Below are 16,356 nucleotides of genomic sequence, written 5' to 3' on the forward strand. Positions count from 1 at the left end.
GGTGGAAATGGAATGACTCTGCCCATTTCCTATTTTCGATTCTATTTTCCCGAATATGTGCTGAAAACCCGGTTGCCGCCTAATTGCGCAACCGGGTTTTTCGACAGCCTGAGGCGGGAGCATCGTTAACGATGCTTCCGCCTCAAATTCCACACAAATTCCTAACGGATTCCACGGAGATTCCATCCGGACGCGCGATCCTTACATACTGCCGGTTGGCAGAATCTCTGGAAAGCGAGTGGATCATATGAACAGAACCATCAAAAAGGCGGCGGTCGCCGCCGCAGTGCTGGCCGCGGCACTGTCCGTGTGTGCGGTGTCGCCCCTGCCATCACCCGGGAGATCCTGAAGCGCCACGGCGCCCGGTTCGGCGTGGAGAGCTAGCCGGGGCAGGGCAGCCTGTTCTGGTTCACGCTGGAGACGCGGCCCGACGAAACATGAGCGGGGAAGACCCGCCGGAACAGCTTTTCACACCGGCTTCGCAGGGACGCGGAGCCAGTGCTTTTCGTCTCACGGTTCCTGTGCGCACCGGCCCCCGGCCGCATCCCGCTTCCAGTGTCCGCCGGGGGGGCGGGGGACGCCGCCGAAGGCGGGAACGCCCATCCGATAAAAACCGGATGATGGTTCCGTATTTTGCTGATTTTCTGGAGAATTCAAGGAATAAAATGCAGAAAAAGTGAATACTATACCTTTTTGAAACAGTTGTAATTTTTTTGTTACTTTTCGATTCTAATTTCCAAATAGAGGAAGTCTGATTTTGCAAAATTGGAGAGAAAGTGGGAGACATAACACTGCTTTTCGCCTTAAAACTTGACAGAAGTGGGTGATTGGTGTATACTATGCCCAGTTTCCCAAGCGGTAACAAAAGTAACAATTTGTTTTCTTCTCCGGCTGAGCACCGCCACTGGCATTCCGTCCGGCGGTCCGGGCGCGGATCCCGGGCCGGAGACAAACTGGAAAACGCTTAGGAGGTAATCATTTGAAACACGCATTTTCCGTGGAGACGCTGCACCGGTTCTGGAGCAGACTGTCCTCGGTGCTGCTGGTGGCGGCCGCCGTCACCTGCGCCGGACTGTTCTCCACCAATCAGGCCAGCGCCCTGTATATCCTCACCGGCAGCACCGATTCCGCCATTGTGCTGGACGGCGCGGCGAAGGAGGAGACGCTGAAGGATTTCTCCTCGCAGTTCCTCTATTTGGGCACCGGCACCGGGGGCTTCCAGGTCACGCTGAAAAAGGATACCCCCGTCACCATCCGCTGGAACGGCGGCACCGTCTCCGGACTGTCCCGGAGAGAGACCATCTCCGCGCTGCTGGGCCGTCTCCAGGTGGAGCCCGGTCCGTTGGACATGGTGCTGGTGGACCTGTCCGACAGCGGCGTGGAGGTGACGGTGGACTCCGAACTCACCTACTATGACCGCTCCAGCGAGGCCGTGGCCTATGAGACGGAGCGCATCCCCACCCCCAGCCTGCCCGAGGGCACCGAGGTGGTGGAGCATGAGGGCCGCAACGGCATCCGTACCGCCGTCTATGAGGTGGTGTACTCCGGCGGCGAGCTGGTGTCCCGGCAGCTGGTGGGCGAGGAGAGTTCCACCGCCGTTACGGAGCGCATCCTGGTGGGCACCGGCAAGCCTGAGACAGCTGACAGCGGCGACGGCTTTGACCGCATCGCCGGCGTCAGCAAAAACGGCGACGGCAGCGGCGTGCTGACCTTTGAGTCCGGCGCCACACTGAAATTCACCGGCGTCAGATCCATGACCGCCACCGCCTACACCTCCGGCTACGACGGAGTGGGCTACCGCACCGCCTCCGGCACCGCCGTCAGGGTGGGCACCGTGGCCGTGGATAAGAGCGTCATTCCTCTGGGCACCCGGCTGTATATCGTCTCCGATGACGGCAAGGTGGTCTACGGCCTGGCCGTGGCGGAGGACACCGGCGTCCGGGGCAACAAGGTGGACCTGTACTACGACACCTACGAGCAGTGCATCAGCTTCGGCCGCCGGAGCTGCACCGTGTATATCCTGGAGTGACCGCGCCCAAACACAGCGACCGCCCCTTCCCGAAAGACCGGGAGGGGGCGGTTTTCCTTGTCTGCGCAAAGAAGAAGGCCGTCCCAAAATGGGAGGGCCTTCTGCGGACCGGCGGGGGAGAGCCGGGGCGGAGTCCCCCGGTTCACAGGAACAGCAGCAATACGCCAATGACCAGCGCGGCTCCGCCGCCCAGCCGGTTCAGTCCCAGCGCCAGATCGGATGGCTCGGCGTTCTTGAACCGCCAGCCATGGCTGAGATACCAGACGGTGCGCGGAGAGATCAGGAGGAACAGCCCCACAGGGATCAGCAGCAGCCCCACAGGGGCGTTCCTGCCGCCGGACTGCCGGGGCGGCTCGTAGGACAGGGCGTTTAACAGATCCCAGCCGTCGGCGTAACGGTCCGTGTCATAGTCGCCGCTCCAGCCGCCGGCGCCGCCGTTCTGCTCATACTTCCACCAATACGCAGCGCCGTTGGGATAGGTGATGGTGACTTCGCTGCCGGAGAATGCATAGCGGTATACATCGTCTCCGCGGGTGATGGTCTGGGTCTGGGTGTCCACGGTGAAGCCGTTGTACTCGTAGACCGTCAGGTCCGCCTGCTTTCGACCGCAGCCGGTGACGAGCAGGCACAGCAGCAGGAGCAGGGGGATGGAGCGTTTCATGGCGGAAACCTCGCTTTCATATTTCCCTGATCATATCATGGAAAGCAGAGGAAAATCATCACAATTTGATAACAAAACTCCCCGGAGCAGCGCTCCGGGGAGTGGAAGAAACAGCGGTGGAAACCGGGCGTCTTACTCGGCCTTGGGACCGGCGGCGACGACCTCGGCGCTCATGTGGGTGTACTTCTTGAAGTTCTCCACAAAGCTCTTGGCCAGCTTCTGGCAGCTTGCCTTGTAGGCGGCCTTGTCCTCCCAGGTGTTCTCGGGGATCAGCAGCTCGGAGGGCACGCCCTCGATGGCGGTGGGCACCTGGACGCCGAAGGTGGGATCGGTGACGAACTCGCCCTTCTCGATGGCGCCGGTGAGGGCGGCGGTGACCATGGCGCGGGTGTAGCTCAGCTTCATGCGCTTGCCGGTGCCGTTCCAGCCGGTGTTCACCAGGTACACGTTGGCGCCGGACTTCTCCACCTTCTCAGCCAGCATGGCGGCGTAGACGGAGGGATCCAGGGGCAGGAAGGGCTCGCCGAAGCAGGTGGAGAAGGTGGGCACGGGCTCGGTGATGCCGATCTCGGTGCCGGCCACCTTGCTGGTGAAGCCGGAGACGAAGTAATACATGGCCTGGTTCTTGTCCAGCTTGGAGATGGGAGGCAGCACGCCGTAGGCGTCGGCGGTCAGGAAGATGACGGTCTTGGGCACGCTGGGGCTCATGCCGGACAGCTCGGCGTTGGGGATGTACTCCACGGGATAGCCCACGCGGGAGTTGACGGCCAGGGAGTCGTCATAGAAGTCGAACTCGCGGGTCTCGTCGTCCATGACCACGTTCTCAACCAGGGCGCCGAACTTGATGGCGTTGTAGATCTCGGGCTCGCCCTCGGGGCTCAGGTTGATGCACTTGGCATAGCAGCCGCCCTCGAAGTTGAACACGGAGTCGTCGGCCCAGCCGTGCTCGTCATCGCCGATAAGCATGCGGTTGGGATCGGCGGACAGGGTGGTCTTGCCGGTGCCGGACAGGCCGAAGAACACGGCGGAGTCGCCGTCCTTGCCGATGTTGGCGGAGCAGTGCATGGGGAACACGCCCATCTTGGGCAGGACGTAGTTCATGACGGAGAAGACGGACTTCTTGATCTCACCGGCGTACTGGGTGCCGCAGATGACCACCAGCTTGGCCTCGTAGTCCACCAGAATGGCGGCCTCGGAACGGGTGCCGTCGATCTCGGGGACGCACTTGAAGCCGGGGGCGGCGATGATGGTGTAGTCAGCCTTGAAGTCCTTCAGCTGGTCCGCGGTGGGGCGGCGCAGCAGCTGGTGGATGAACATGTTCTGGGAGGCCAGCTCATTGACGATGCGGAACGCCTGGGTGTACTTGGGATCGGCGCCGGCAAAGCCGTCGAAAATGAAGATCTCCTTGTTCTGCAGGTAGGCGATGACCTTGCTGTAGATGGCGTCGAACTTGGCCTTCTCAATGGGGCGGTTCACCTTGCCCCAGGCGATCTCGTCGTGGACGGCGGGGGTGTCGACGATGAACTTGTCGTTGGCGCTGCGGCCGGTGTACTTGCCGGTCTTCACCACCAGCGCGCCGGTGTTGGAGAGCTTGCCCTCGCCGCGGCGCAGAGCGTGCTCAGTCAACTGCGCGGGAGTCAGATTGCGGTAGACGGCGGCAGCGTTGATGATTCCCAGAGATTCCAGACCATAGGTTTCCATGATGAATTCCTCCTATTAAATCATTACGATGGCGTGTGCCATCTGGTTTGACCTCGGAACGTCCTATAGTATACAGGATTGGAAACGAAAATGCAAGAACAAAGAGAAAAACTGCGTAAACGATTTCTTGCGACGTTTGACAACCTTTGAAAAAATTATGCAAGACGGAAAAAAGAAATTTACACCCGGCGGATTTCGCGGTATGATATCGCAGGGAAGGGAAAGTGAAAAAAGACCCCTTTCCGGCGGCCGTCCGGACCGGAAACGGGGGAGGGCGGCCTGCCGCAGGGAAAACTGAATGATGAAAGAGGGGACAAAAAATGCTGCAAAAAGAACTGCTGTACGCGGCGCTGGGCACGGGCTTTACCTGCCTTGCCACGGTGTTGGGCGCGGCCATGGTATTTTTCTTCCGGAAGGACATCAGCCGGAACACCCAGCGGGTGTTTCTGGGCTTTGCCGCCGGGGTGATGATCGCGGCGTCGGTGTGGTCGCTGCTGCTGCCGGCTATGGAGATGGCGGAGAACAGCGGCGGCTCCGTGGTGCTGCCGGTGGGCGGCGGATTTCTGCTGGGCGGGGTATTTCTCATGGTGCTGGACCGGCTGATGCCCCACCTGCACATCGGCAGCGACGAGCCGGAGGGCCTGCCGGCCCATTGGAAGCGCACCACCATGATCGTCCTGGCGGTGACGCTCCACAACATCCCGGAGGGCATGGCCGTGGGCCTCAGCTTCTCCGTGGCCGCCCAGAACGGCGCGCTGCCCGCCGCCGTGGCGCTGGCCATCGGCATGGGACTCCAGAACTTCCCGGAGGGCGCAGCCATCTCCCTGCCCCTGAAATCTCAGGGGACGGGAAACGGGAAGGCCTTCGTCTGCGGCGCCCTGTCCGGCGTGGTGGAGCCGGTGTTCGGGCTGCTGACCGTCCTGGCGGCGGGCAGCATCGGCGGCGTCATGCCCTGGATCCTGTCCTTCGCCGCCGGCGCCATGATCTACGTGGTGGTGGAGGAGCTGATCCCGGAGGCCCATCTGGGGGAGCACTCCCACGTGGGCACCGCCAGCGTCATGGCCGGATTTCTGGTGATGATGCTGCTGGACGTCATGCTGGCGTGAACTACACAAGACAGAAGCCGCCGCGCATCTGCGCGGCGGCTTTTCTGATCAGAACCTTTGAGAAAGCGGCGGCTTATTCCTCCCGCTCCGCCGCCAGCACGGCGGCGTACAGCTCGTTGCGGCTGAGGCCGGTGTGGGTGGCCACTTCCTTCACCGCGTCCTTGGTCCGGGCGCCCTCCTCCCGGAGCTGCCGGACCATGCGGACGCCGTCCTCCAGGGTGGCGGCGGGCGCCTCCGCAGGCTCTGCGCCGGCCACCACCAGCACGTACTCGCCCTTGGGCTCCGTCAGCTCGTAGTAGTCCACGGCCTCCCCGATGGTGCAGCGCATGGTCTCCTCATGGAGCTTCGTCATCTCCCGGCACAGGCTGATGCGCCGCTCCGGGCCGAAGGCGTCCCGCAGGTCCGCCAGGGTGGTGCGGAGCTTGTGGGGGGCCTCGTGGAAGATCATGGTGCGCTCCTCGGACTTCAGCTGCTCCAGCCGCTCCCGGCGGCTTTTTTTGTTGACGGTCAGGAAGCCCTCAAAGGTGAACCGCCCCGTTGGCAGTCCGCTGACCGCCAGAGCGCTGACGGCGGCACAGCAGCCGGGGATGGAATACACCGGCACGCCGTTTTCCGCGCACAGCCGCACCAGATCCTCGCCGGGATCGGAGATGGCAGGCGTCCCGGCGTCCGTCACCAGGGCGCAGGTCTCTCCCGCCAGCAGCCGGGACAGGATGGACTGTCCGGCGGTGACGTGGTTGTGCTCGTGGTAGCTCACCAGGGGCTTTTTGATGCCAAAATGATTCAGCAGCTTCATGGACACTCGGGTGTCCTCGGCGGCGATGAAATCGGCGTTTTCCAGGGTGTCTACCGCCCGGGGAGAGAAGTCTCCCAGATTCCCGATGGGGGTGGCCACCAGATACAGTGTTCCGCTCATGGCGTGTCCTCCGTTGTCCGAAAATAGATGGCGTCCAGTTCTTCCGTGGGGGAGCCGTCCGGCTTTTGCAGGATCAGGGGCGGCTCTACGGTCAGTCCCGGCTTTCCGCCCCGGCGGCCCTCCAGCAGCACCAGGGACGGCGCCGCCCCGGTCCGGTTCTCCACCAGCCGCAGCCGTTTGGGCTCCAGACCGGTCTCCCGCAGCAGGCACAGCAGGTCCGTCAGCCGCTCCGGCTTGTGGACCAGACAGAAGGCCCCACCCCACCGCAGGAGATACGACGCCGCCCGGCATACGTCCTCCAGGGTGCAGGACACCTCCGACCGGGCGGTGCGGCGGGCCTCCTCCGGCGCAATGCCGCCGCTGGACGGGGCGTAGTAGGGGGGATTGCATACCGCCAGATCGAAGGCCCCGGCCCCCAGCAGCCTCCGGATGTCCCGCAGGTCCCCTTGAATGGTGGTGAGCCGTTCTGTCAGGCCATTTTCCCCGGCGGCCTTCTCCGCCAGACGGACGGCGGCTCTCTGGATCTCCACGCCGGTGACGGTCAGGGACGGCTCCCGCTGGAGCAGCAGCAATCCCAGCAGCCCCGTGCCGCTGCCCAGATCGCAGACCCGCAGGCCGGGCTTCAGCCGGGGCAGGGAGGAGAGGAGAAAGGAGTCCGTGCCGGGACGGAACAATGCGTCGTCATAGAAGAACCGGTATCCGCCGGGGCGGAGAGACTCACTGTGTTCCATGCCGCGCCTCCTCTCCGTAAGTCCATGTTTTTATATTATAGGATAAATCCCGGAGCGCCGCAAGGGCATGTTTCCGGATAAAAATACATAATAAAATCCCGCAGGCACTGACCTGCGGGATTTTATGTATCGTCACAATTATTCAGCGGGGACGATGGCGCCGTTGGGGCAGGTGTCGGAGCAGGAGCCGCAGTCGAGGCAGGCGCCGGCATCGATCACGTAAGAATCATCGCCCTGGCTGATGGCACCGGCGGGGCAGACGTCCGCGCAGGAACCGCAGCTAACGCAAGCAGAAGTAATCTTATAGGCCATGGGAAACACCTCCAAATGAATTGTATCCCCATTGTAGCATATATTTTCAAAAATGCAAGGGGGAGAGCTGGAAGTCCCGGGAGAAAATTTTTCGAAAAGCGTCGGAAAAGCTGCAAAAAAGAAGTTTGTTAACACTAACTAGACAAAAATGTTCACAAAAGCATACGGGACGTTCCGACTGCGGCCGAAAGCGCGGAGGGATGTTATGAAATGAGAAAATAGTGGAAAGACTGAGCATATGTGGGGGTCCTGACGGCGACGGCGGGGCCCCGCGGCGGAAAGGAGCGGATCACAGTTATGAACGAAAACCGGTTTTCACCCAGAGCGGAGGAGGCCCTGCGGCTGAGCCAGGAGGCGGCGGGAGAGCTGGGCCACGGCTACGTGGGCACGGAGCATTTGCTGCTGGGCCTTCTGCGGGAGGAGGAGGGGACGGCCCGCGCCGTCCTGACGGAGGCAGGCCTCACCGCGGAGATGGCGGTGGAGATCGTGAAGCGCACCGTGGGGATAGGGCTGCCGGGTACGGACCCGGCCCAGGGCCTGACGCCCAAGGCCCGGCGGGTCATCGAGATCGCCGTGGAGGACTCCGCCCGGGGCGGGTGCAACTTTGTGGGCACGGAGCATCTGCTGTCGGGCCTGCTGCGAGAGGGGGGCACCATGGCCGTCCGGGTCCTGCGGATGGCTGGCTGTGAGCCGAGGCGACTTTACAGCATTCTCATGAACAAGGTCCGGGAGCAGCCCCGGGGCTGGTCCGGCGGCACGAAACCTCCGGCCCCCAGTCCCCAGTCCTCCGACGCCAGATTGAAGACCCTGCGGGAGTTCTCCCGGGACTTGACCGCCGATGCCCGGATGGGCAAGCTGGACCCGGTTATCGGCCGGGAGAAGGAGATCGGCCGGGTCATTCAGATCCTGTCCCGCCGGACCAAGAACAACCCCTGCCTCATCGGCGAGCCCGGCGTAGGCAAGACCGCCATCGCCGAGGGGCTGGCGGAGAAGATCGTCCTGGGGGACGTGCCGGTGGAGTTGCTGGACAAGCGGGTGTTCTCCCTGGACATGGGGGGCATGGTGGCCGGCACCAAGTACCGGGGCGAGTTTGAGGAGCGGGTGAAGAAGGCCCTGGGGGAGGTCCGGGCCGCCGGGGACGTGATCCTGTTCATCGATGAGCTGCACACCATCGTGGGCGCCGGGTCCGCCGAGGGGGCGGTGGACGCCGCCAACATCATCAAGCCCGCCCTGGGCCGGGGGGAGATCCGTGTGGTGGGAGCCACCACCCTGGACGAGTACCGGCGGTATATCGAGAAGGACGCCGCCCTGGAGCGGCGCTTCCAGCCGGTGCAGGTGGGGGAGCCCTCCCGGGAGACGGCCATGGAGATCCTGCGGGGCCTGCGGCCCCGGTATCAGCAGCACCACCGCCTGACCATCACCGACGAGGCCCTGGAGGCGGCGGTTTCCCTGTCGGTGCGGTATATCAGCGACCGGTTTCTCCCGGACAAGGCCATCGACCTCATGGACGAGGCGGCGTCCCGGGTCCGCATGGAGGGGGAGGAGCTGTCCCCGGAGCTGAAGAGCCTGGAGGCCAAGCTGACGGAGCTGCGGAAGGACAAGGACGGCGCCGTCATGGACCAGGACTTCGAGCGGGCGGCGGAGCTGCGGGACATCGAGCAGAACTATCAGCAGCAGGTGGAGGCGGAGCGGGAGAAGCGCCGCCAGGGGAACTGCGGCCACCGTCCCGTCACGGCGGAGGACATCGCCGCGGTGGTGTCCGGCTGGACGGGGATCCCCGTCACCCGGCTGACGGAGGATGAGTCGCAGCGGCTGCTGCACATGGAGGATCAGCTCCACCGGCGGATCGTGGGGCAGGACGACGCCGTCCGGGCGGTGGCCCGGGCCATCCGCCGGAGCCGGGTGGGACTGCGGGACCCCCGGCGGCCCATCGGCAGCTTTCTGTTTCTGGGCCCCACTGGCGTGGGGAAGACGGAGCTGTGCAAGACGCTGGCGGAGACCATGTTCGGCGACGAGCGGGCGCTGATCCGGCTGGACATGTCCGAGTATATGGAGCGGCACACGGTGTCCCGGCTCATTGGCTCGCCCCCGGGCTACGTGGGCCATGAGGAGGGCGGCCAACTGACGGAGAAGATCCGCCGGAAGCCCTACTCTGTGCTGCTGCTGGACGAGATCGAGAAGGCCCACGAGGATGTCTGGAACGTCCTGCTGCAAATTCTGGAGGACGGCCGGGTCACCGACGCCCAGGGCCGGGCGGTGGACTTCCGGAACACGGTGGTGGTGATGACATCCAACGTCGGGGCGGGGCACATCCTCTCCTCCGGCGGGCGATTGGGCTTTGACAGCGCTGCCTCCGGCGACGAGGAGGCGGCCTTCCGCCGGACACGGGAGACGGTGATGGAGGAGCTGCGCCGGACCTTCCGGCCGGAGTTTCTCAACCGGGTGGATGAGATCATCGTGTTCCGCCGCCTGAGCCGGACGGACATCACGGAGATCGCCCGGCGGATGCTCCGGGCCACGGCGGAGCGGATGGCCGCCGTGGGCATCACCCTCCAGGCGGACGAGGACGCGGTGGAGGAGCTGGCCCGGGAGGGCTACGACCCCAAATACGGCGCCCGTCCCCTGCGCCGGTGCCTCCAGGAGAAGCTGGAGGACGCAGTGGCGGAGCAGCTGCTGGACGGTACGCTGCACTCCGGCGACACCGCCCGTCTGACGCTGGAGGGAGACCGACTGCTGGTGACGAAGTAAGTGTCAAAGCGCCGGTGAAAAAACCTCTTGAATTTCCAGGGAAACTGTGGTATTGTAAGAGGACTAAGCCGGTGTGTTGGAATTGGTAGACGAGGTGGACTCAAAATCCATTGCCAGCGATGGCGTGCGGGTTCGAGTCCCGCCACCGGCACCACGTCGGAGCAAGCTGCATATCGCTTGCTCCGACTTTTTTCAAAAGTCAGAGCGCGCTCATTTCGCTGCTCCTCCTTTCCAAACCGAACCCGCTTCGCTGGGCTTCGGTTTGGGTTTGGGTGCAGACCTGAAAACTGGAGCCTCGAAACTGTTCGCGCTTTCCACGTCGGAGCAAAGTCCGCTTTGCTCCGACGTTCTTTTATTCCTATGGAACAAAAGAACGTCTTCCGCCCGCTCCCTTGCTCTTCCTTTCCGCCCGCGATTCGCTCCGCTGGATTCGCGGTCGGTTTTTGACCGGGGATGAAACGAAAATATCCGGATTGAAGCCACCGGCACCATGGCGAGTGTTCTTACAGCATTTGAAAGGCTGTTAAGAGCACTCGCCTTTTTTACACAGCGGGTTCACAGGGGGCGTAGTTGACAGCTACGCCTTTTCTTGTATTGACCGACACCTGGGGTGCCGGAAGTGGGAACACATCGGGGATGAAGATAGCGCCCACACAGTTGTAATGGATCACAAGGTGCTGCACCCATTCGCCTTCGATCTTCTCTGCCTGATGGACTTCGATGTGATCGATCAGTTCATTGAGCATACGGGGCGTCAGGGTCTTTGCCTTGGTGTATTTGCGGACGGTGCCAATCAACATATCCGCTGTCACGGACTTGCAACTGAGCTTGCGACGCGGCGGGGAACTTCATCCCCTATGAGGCTCCTGTGGACGCCTGGGTGACCATTCGGCCCGGCGACATCCTGGCGGTGTTCCCGGAGGACGTCCACATGGCGAAGGTCTGTCCGGTCCGTCCGATCAAAAGACCAGGCTGTCCGGCCCGGACAAGATCCGGGCCGGACGGCTTTTTTCGTCAAAAAAAGAAATAATCTCAAATAATCCGCCGGAGGATTTGACTTCGGTATATGGGTATTTTATAATAGATTCAATCGGTATTTCCCAATGAAATCAACTTCCCTCCCAATGAGGACATGACCGGAATTTATATGAAAGAGAGTGGAGAGAAAATGAACAACATTGATCCCCAGAGCTGGAAACAGGACCTGCCGGCTTTCCGGGAGAAGACCGCGGCGTTCTATGCCGGAGAGCTGGACAAGGCGGCCTACAAGGGTTTCTCCGGCCTGTATGGCAGCTATGCCCAGAAGGGCGGCAAGGCCAGCATGCTGCGCCTGCGGATGACCGCGGGCCGCGTGACCAAGGAGAAGCTGGCCTTCACGGCCAAGGCCATCCGGACGTATCCCGTGCCCCGGGCTCATTTCACCACCTGCCAGACCATCCAGCTCCACGACCTGGCGCCGGAGACGGTGTGTGCCATCATGGAGGGCGCCCTGGACTGCGGCATTGTCACCATGGGCGGCGGCGGAGACTTCCCCCGGAACGTGACCTGCTCGCCCCTGACCGGCGTAGAGGAAGGGGAGTACTTCGACGTGCTGCCCTGGGCAGAGGCCGCAGGTGAGTACCTGATGCACTTCGTCAAGGCGGAGAAGATGCCCCGGAAGCTGAAGGTGGGCTTCTCCAACTCTCCCGCCAACGTGCCCCACGCCACCTACCGGGATCTGGGCTTTGCCGCCCGTCCCGACGGCACCTTCGATGTCTACAGCGCCGGCGGCCTGGGCAACAACCCCCGCTTCGGCGTGAAAGTGGCGGAGGCCGTGGCGCCGGAGAAGATCCTCTATTACATCAAGGCCATGTGGCTGACCTTCCGCGCCTACGGCAACTATGAGAACCGGGGCAAGGCCCGCACCCGCTATATGCAGGAGTCCCTGGGCGGTCCGGAGGCCTATGTGAAGGCCTATCAGGAGAAGCTGGCGGAGGTGCTGGCCAGCGGCGAGGACCTGGACATCCATCCCGCTCCCCAGACCATCACCAAGACCGGCGACGGCTCCACCGTGGAGGACCGCCGTGTGCTGCCCCAGAAGCAGCCGGGGCTGTACACCGTAGTGTGGCATCCCATCGGCGGCCAGGCTGCCCCGGAGACGCTGTGCGCCATCAGCGACGCTCTGGCGGACATCGAGGGCGCGGAGATGCGCCTGTCCCCGGACGAGACGGCCTACATCATCAACCTCACCGGCGACGAGGCCCGCCGCGTCCTGGACGTGACGGCGGACAGCGCCCGGAGCCTGTTCGAGATGTCCGTCAGCTGCATCGGCGGCACCACCTGCCAGGTGGGCACCCGGGATTCCCAGGGCCTGCTGGCGGCCTGCGTGGAGGCGGTCCGGGCGGCGGACCTGCCCGACGGCGCTCTGCCCCAGATGTACGTCTCCGGCTGCATGTCCTCCTGCGGCACGCACCAGACCGGCGTCATCGGCTTCCGGGGTGCGTCCAAGCTGGTGGACAAGAAGCCCCAGCCCGCCTTTGCCCTGTTCGTCAACGGCGAGAGCCGTCAGGGCGCGGAGACCATGGGCCGGGAACTGGGCACCATCCTGGAGAGCGAAGTTCCCGCGTTCCTGGTGGAGCTGGGCCGCATCGTGGCAGCCAGCGGCATGGATTTCGCCGCCTGGAACCAGGCCAACCCCGACGGCATCGAGCGCGTGGCGGAGCCCTACCTGAAGTAAATACGGCGAAAGCAGAAAACATCCCGTGCCCCATTGGGGCACGGGATGTTCGCGTATCGAAGGAAGGGAAGTCCCCATCAGCCGTTGAGGATCTCCATAAACTCCTCGCCGGTGATGGTTTCCTTCTCGTAGAGGAACTGGGCCAACTGGTCCAGCTTTGCCCGGTTCTCCGTCAGGATGGTCAGCGCCTTGTCGTGCTGCTGCTTCACCAGCTCCACCACCTGACGGTCGATCTGAGCCTGGGTCTCGGCGGAGCAGGCCAGGGAGGTGTCGCCGCCCAGATACTGGTTGTTCACCGTCTCCATGGCCACCATGTCGAAGTCCCTGCTCATGCCGAAGCGGGTGACCATGGCCCGGGCCAGCTTGGTGGCCTGCTCGATGTCGTTGGAGGCGCCGGTGGTGACGCTGTTGAAGATCAGCTCCTCCGCTGCCCGTCCGCCGGTGTAGGTGGCGATCTTGTTCTCGATCTCCTCCTTGCTCATCAGATAGTGGTTGCCCTGCTCCACCTGCATGGTATAGCCCAGAGCGCCGGAGGTACGGGGGACAATGGTGATCTTCTGCACCGGGGCGGAGTTGGTCTGCTTGGCGGCGACCAATGCGTGGCCGATCTCGTGATAGGCCACGATGCGCTTCTCATGGTCCGTGAGGATGGCGTTCTTCTTCTGATAGCCGGCGATGACCACCTCGATGCTCTCCTCCAGGTCCGCCTGGGTGGCGAATTTCCGGCCGTCCCGGACGGCCCGCAGGGCAGCCTCGTTGACGATGTTGGCCAGCTCCGCGCCGGACGCGCCGGAGGCCATCCGGGCCACCTGCAGGAAGTCCACGTCCTCCGCCACCTTGATCTTTCTGGCGTGTACCTTCAGGATGGCCTCCCGGCCCTTCAGATCCGGCAGCTCCACCGGCACCCGGCGGTCAAAGCGGCCGGGACGGGTCAGGGCGGGGTCCAGAGACTCGGGACGGTTGGTGGCCGCCAGAATGATGACGCCGCTGTTACCCTCGAAGCCGTCCATCTCCGTCAGCAGCTGATTCAGGGTCTGCTCCCGCTCGTCGTTGCCGCCCATCTGACCGCCGCTGCGCTTCTGGCCGATGGCGTCGATCTCGTCGATGAACACGATGCAGGGTGCCTTCTCCTTGGCCTGCTTAAAGAGGTCCCGGACCTTGCTGGCGCCCATGCCCACGAACATCTCCACGAATTCGGAGCCGCTCATGGAGAAGAAGGGCACGTTGGCCTCACCGGCCACGGCCTTGGCCAGCATGGTCTTGCCGGTGCCCGGAGGGCCTACCAGCAGCACGCCCTTGGGCATGGAGGCGCCGATCTCCCGGTACTTGTCCGGATTGTGCAGATAGTCCACGATCTCCTGAAGGCTTTCCTCGGCCTCGTCCACGCCCTCCACGTCGGTGAACTTGATGCCGTCGGAGGACTTGACGTAGACCTTGGCGTTGCTCTTTCCGGCGTTGAACATCATGGAGTTGGGACCGCCCATCTTCTCCATCATCTTCCTGGACATGAACTGGCCCAGGGCGATGAAGATCACCAGGGGCAGGACCCATCCCAGCAGGGACACCAGGAAGGACGTCTGCTCAATCTCCTCGCCGGTGGTGGAGACCCCGGCGGCCAAAAGACGGGGCAGCAGATCGTCGTCAGGCACCATGGCGGTCTTGAAGATGGTCTTTTCCTCCCTGTCCGTGAACAGAATGCGGTTGTCCTGCTCCTGGATCTGGGCGCGGCCCACCTCGCCGTTCTCCGTCATGGTGACGAAGGTGTTGTAGTCCACGTCCTTGATCTGGTGCTCCGACAGCCAGGGCATGGCCAGGAAGTTGAACAGCATCACAACGATCAGAACAATGCCGTAGTAGTAAAGCAGAGGCTTTTTCGGGGGTCTTACTTCATTCATATGGTCTCCTCCTTTTATGTGCAGCCGGAAGGACCGTCCTGGGGCGCTTCCGGCAATTCCGCCGCGGAAAGACTTTACCGGCGGGATCATCCATATCTTGCTCTATTATGGCAGACATTGGGGGCCGCGGCCACTGTCAGATTTCCTCAAGTGTATAGACAAAACCGGAGAAGTGTCAAAAACACGCTTCTCCGGTTCGGAAACATACGGGAAAAGAGATGAAACTCATCTGCCCTTGCCGTCCAGTCCCTCAAACAGCTGGCAAAGCTGCTTGGACAGATGGTCCACGTCCACAGAGGTTTTTCCGCAGTTGTTCAGCAGGACGCCGGTGATGCCATAGGTGTAAAAATCCAACACCACCTCGGGGTCGTAGAGACTCATGGAGCTGTTGGGCCCGATACGGCGGGCCAGTTCCTGCAAATAGGTGCGGACACCCTGGATCACCAGCCGCTCCACCTGATCCCGCTTCTGGGAGAAGACCAGTTTGTCCAGCAGCTCATGGTGCCGGATGGCCATGATCACGAAATTCCGGGTGGCCTCCTCCGGCGTTTTGGCTGCCAGGCCCCGTTCCAGCGCCTCCTGGACGGCCTGCCCGATGGTCCATTCGATGACGTCCAGAATGTCCTGAAAGTGGTAGTAGAAGGTCTGCCGGGAGATGCCGCAGGCCTCCACCAGATCCGTCACCGTGATCTTATCGAGGTTTTTATGCTGGGCCATGGACAACAGGGTCTCGGCGATCAGTTTTTTGGTTTTGTTGGACATCGTCTGCCCTCCCGCGATGAGGTATACTTTTGAATACTATCATACTACAAACCGGAAGGGTTGTCCAGAAAGAGTGAAATTTTTCACAGTGATGGAGAAACAAACGGCGGGCCGGAATATCCGGCCCGCCGTGTTCCTGTTGCTTTGGCAAAGTGAACCCCCGGCTTTGCCGGGGGGCTAAAAGAGCTTATAGCGATGAAAAAAGTAAACAAGAAAAAGTCCCCGAGTTGAAATGAGAAAAGGTTTGCCGACCAAACTTACATCAACCGGAGACTAATTCATGACAAATTGTAAAGCTACCGATTTGAAAAGCCTCACAATCGGTAGCTTTGGCCCGTTTACGGGCGGTGGGGCAAGTGATGCGAGCGAAAGATTTTTCAATGCGTCTTGAGACGCGTGCCGGTATTAAGCCCTTATAGGGCTTAATCAAGCCTCCGGCTTAGCCGGAGGTTTTGACTTTTTACTTTCAATACGGTCTTCATCTCATGCTCCTCTCTGTCTGATGGAAGGAGAATACGCGCGGGGAAAGGCCCGGGATGCCGCGTCCGGACCCGGAGACTGTCCGCCGGAGCGGCGGGGCGCAGGTCCCCGCCTGCCAAAGGATTTCCCTCCCTGCACCTGATGCGGGAAAAAGCTGTGAGTTCAAAATAGCATGGGCGTGCGGAATTTGCAATCACTTTTCACGCCGGTGGCCTCCGGAGATTGGAGAACAGGAACACGAAAAGGCCCATGCCGCGGGCCATGGCATGGGACATGACGGTCCCGAAGACGATCCCCTG

At 62.3% G+C, this 16,356-nt stretch carries 12 protein-coding genes and 1 tRNA gene; 5 read left to right on the plus strand and 8 right to left on the minus strand.

Features of this window, described 5'->3' with window-relative positions; all coding sequences use genetic code 11:
• Positions 1 to 979 precede the first annotated feature (979 nt).
• Positions 980 to 2,029 (plus strand): G5 domain-containing protein, encoded by a 1,050-nt coding sequence (locus tag ACTNBU_RS06880; protein WP_441032062.1) that lies wholly within the window; start codon positions 980 to 982, stop codon positions 2,027 to 2,029.
• Positions 2,030 to 2,171: 142 nt separating this feature from the next.
• On the opposite strand, the gene ACTNBU_RS06885 is transcribed toward ACTNBU_RS06880, so the two are convergent.
• Positions 2,172 to 2,690 carry a DUF6199 family natural product biosynthesis protein gene (locus ACTNBU_RS06885; RefSeq protein ID WP_441032064.1) on the minus strand — a complete coding sequence of 173 codons (519 nt, stop codon included), beginning with the start codon at positions 2,688 to 2,690 and terminating at the stop codon, positions 2,172 to 2,174.
• Positions 2,691 to 2,822: 132 nt separating this feature from the next.
• A complete protein-coding gene (gene pckA, locus ACTNBU_RS06890) occupies positions 2,823 to 4,391 on the minus strand; it encodes a phosphoenolpyruvate carboxykinase (ATP) (protein WP_441032066.1) in 1,569 nt (522 codons plus the stop codon).
• 320 nt (positions 4,392 to 4,711) lie between these two features.
• Between pckA and ACTNBU_RS06895 the strand changes: the two genes are divergently transcribed.
• The gene (locus tag ACTNBU_RS06895; RefSeq protein ID WP_441032068.1) at positions 4,712 to 5,497 is read left to right on the plus strand and encodes a ZIP family metal transporter; all 786 of its coding nucleotides are present in this window, start codon (positions 4,712 to 4,714) and stop codon (positions 5,495 to 5,497) included.
• 73 nt (positions 5,498 to 5,570) lie between these two features.
• Here the strand turns inward: ACTNBU_RS06895 and rsmI are convergent, their stop codons facing one another.
• From rsmI to ACTNBU_RS06910, 3 genes are all read right to left on the minus strand, one after another.
• Positions 5,571 to 6,413: a 16S rRNA (cytidine(1402)-2'-O)-methyltransferase gene (gene rsmI, locus ACTNBU_RS06900; protein ID WP_441032070.1), complete on the minus strand. Its 843-nt coding sequence runs from the start codon at positions 6,411 to 6,413 to the stop codon at positions 5,571 to 5,573.
• Positions 6,410 to 7,144, minus strand: a complete 735-nt coding sequence (locus tag ACTNBU_RS06905) for a tRNA1(Val) (adenine(37)-N6)-methyltransferase (RefSeq protein WP_441032072.1) — start codon at positions 7,142 to 7,144, stop codon at positions 6,410 to 6,412. The genes rsmI and ACTNBU_RS06905 overlap by 4 nt, the downstream gene beginning before the upstream one ends.
• Before the next feature lie 138 nt (positions 7,145 to 7,282).
• On the minus strand, positions 7,283 to 7,456 hold the full coding sequence (locus ACTNBU_RS06910) for a DUF362 domain-containing protein (protein WP_441032074.1): 174 nt from the start codon (positions 7,454 to 7,456) through the stop codon (positions 7,283 to 7,285).
• Positions 7,457 to 7,753: 297 nt separating this feature from the next.
• Between ACTNBU_RS06910 and ACTNBU_RS06915 the strand changes: the two genes are divergently transcribed.
• Positions 7,754 to 10,204, plus strand: a complete 2,451-nt coding sequence (locus tag ACTNBU_RS06915; protein ID WP_441032076.1) for an ATP-dependent Clp protease ATP-binding subunit — start codon at positions 7,754 to 7,756, stop codon at positions 10,202 to 10,204.
• 67 nt (positions 10,205 to 10,271) lie between these two features.
• Positions 10,272 to 10,358 (plus strand) — tRNA-Leu (locus tag ACTNBU_RS06920).
• Positions 10,359 to 10,746: 388 nt separating this feature from the next.
• On the opposite strand, the gene ACTNBU_RS06925 is transcribed toward ACTNBU_RS06920, so the two are convergent.
• The gene (locus ACTNBU_RS06925; RefSeq protein WP_441032078.1) at positions 10,747 to 11,016 is read right to left on the minus strand and encodes a DUF4368 domain-containing protein; all 270 of its coding nucleotides are present in this window, start codon (positions 11,014 to 11,016) and stop codon (positions 10,747 to 10,749) included.
• Between the two features lie 356 nt (positions 11,017 to 11,372).
• Here ACTNBU_RS06925 and ACTNBU_RS06930 point away from each other — a divergent pair, with 356 nt between their 5' ends.
• Positions 11,373 to 12,920 carry a nitrite/sulfite reductase gene (locus ACTNBU_RS06930; RefSeq protein WP_441032130.1) on the plus strand — a complete coding sequence of 516 codons (1,548 nt, stop codon included), beginning with the start codon at positions 11,373 to 11,375 and terminating at the stop codon, positions 12,918 to 12,920.
• 77 nt (positions 12,921 to 12,997) lie between these two features.
• On the opposite strand, the gene ftsH is transcribed toward ACTNBU_RS06930, so the two are convergent.
• A complete protein-coding gene (gene ftsH, locus ACTNBU_RS06935) occupies positions 12,998 to 14,815 on the minus strand; it encodes an ATP-dependent zinc metalloprotease FtsH (RefSeq protein ID WP_441032079.1) in 1,818 nt (605 codons plus the stop codon).
• A gap of 225 nt (positions 14,816 to 15,040) precedes the next feature.
• The gene (locus ACTNBU_RS06940) at positions 15,041 to 15,577 is read right to left on the minus strand and encodes a TetR/AcrR family transcriptional regulator (protein WP_441032081.1); all 537 of its coding nucleotides are present in this window, start codon (positions 15,575 to 15,577) and stop codon (positions 15,041 to 15,043) included.
• Between the last annotated feature and the right edge of the window lie 779 nt (positions 15,578 to 16,356).

Origin of the sequence: Dysosmobacter sp. HCP28S3_G4 (assembly GCF_052065175.1) — a bacterium.
Taxonomy (GTDB): domain Bacteria; phylum Bacillota; class Clostridia; order Oscillospirales; family Oscillospiraceae; genus Oscillibacter.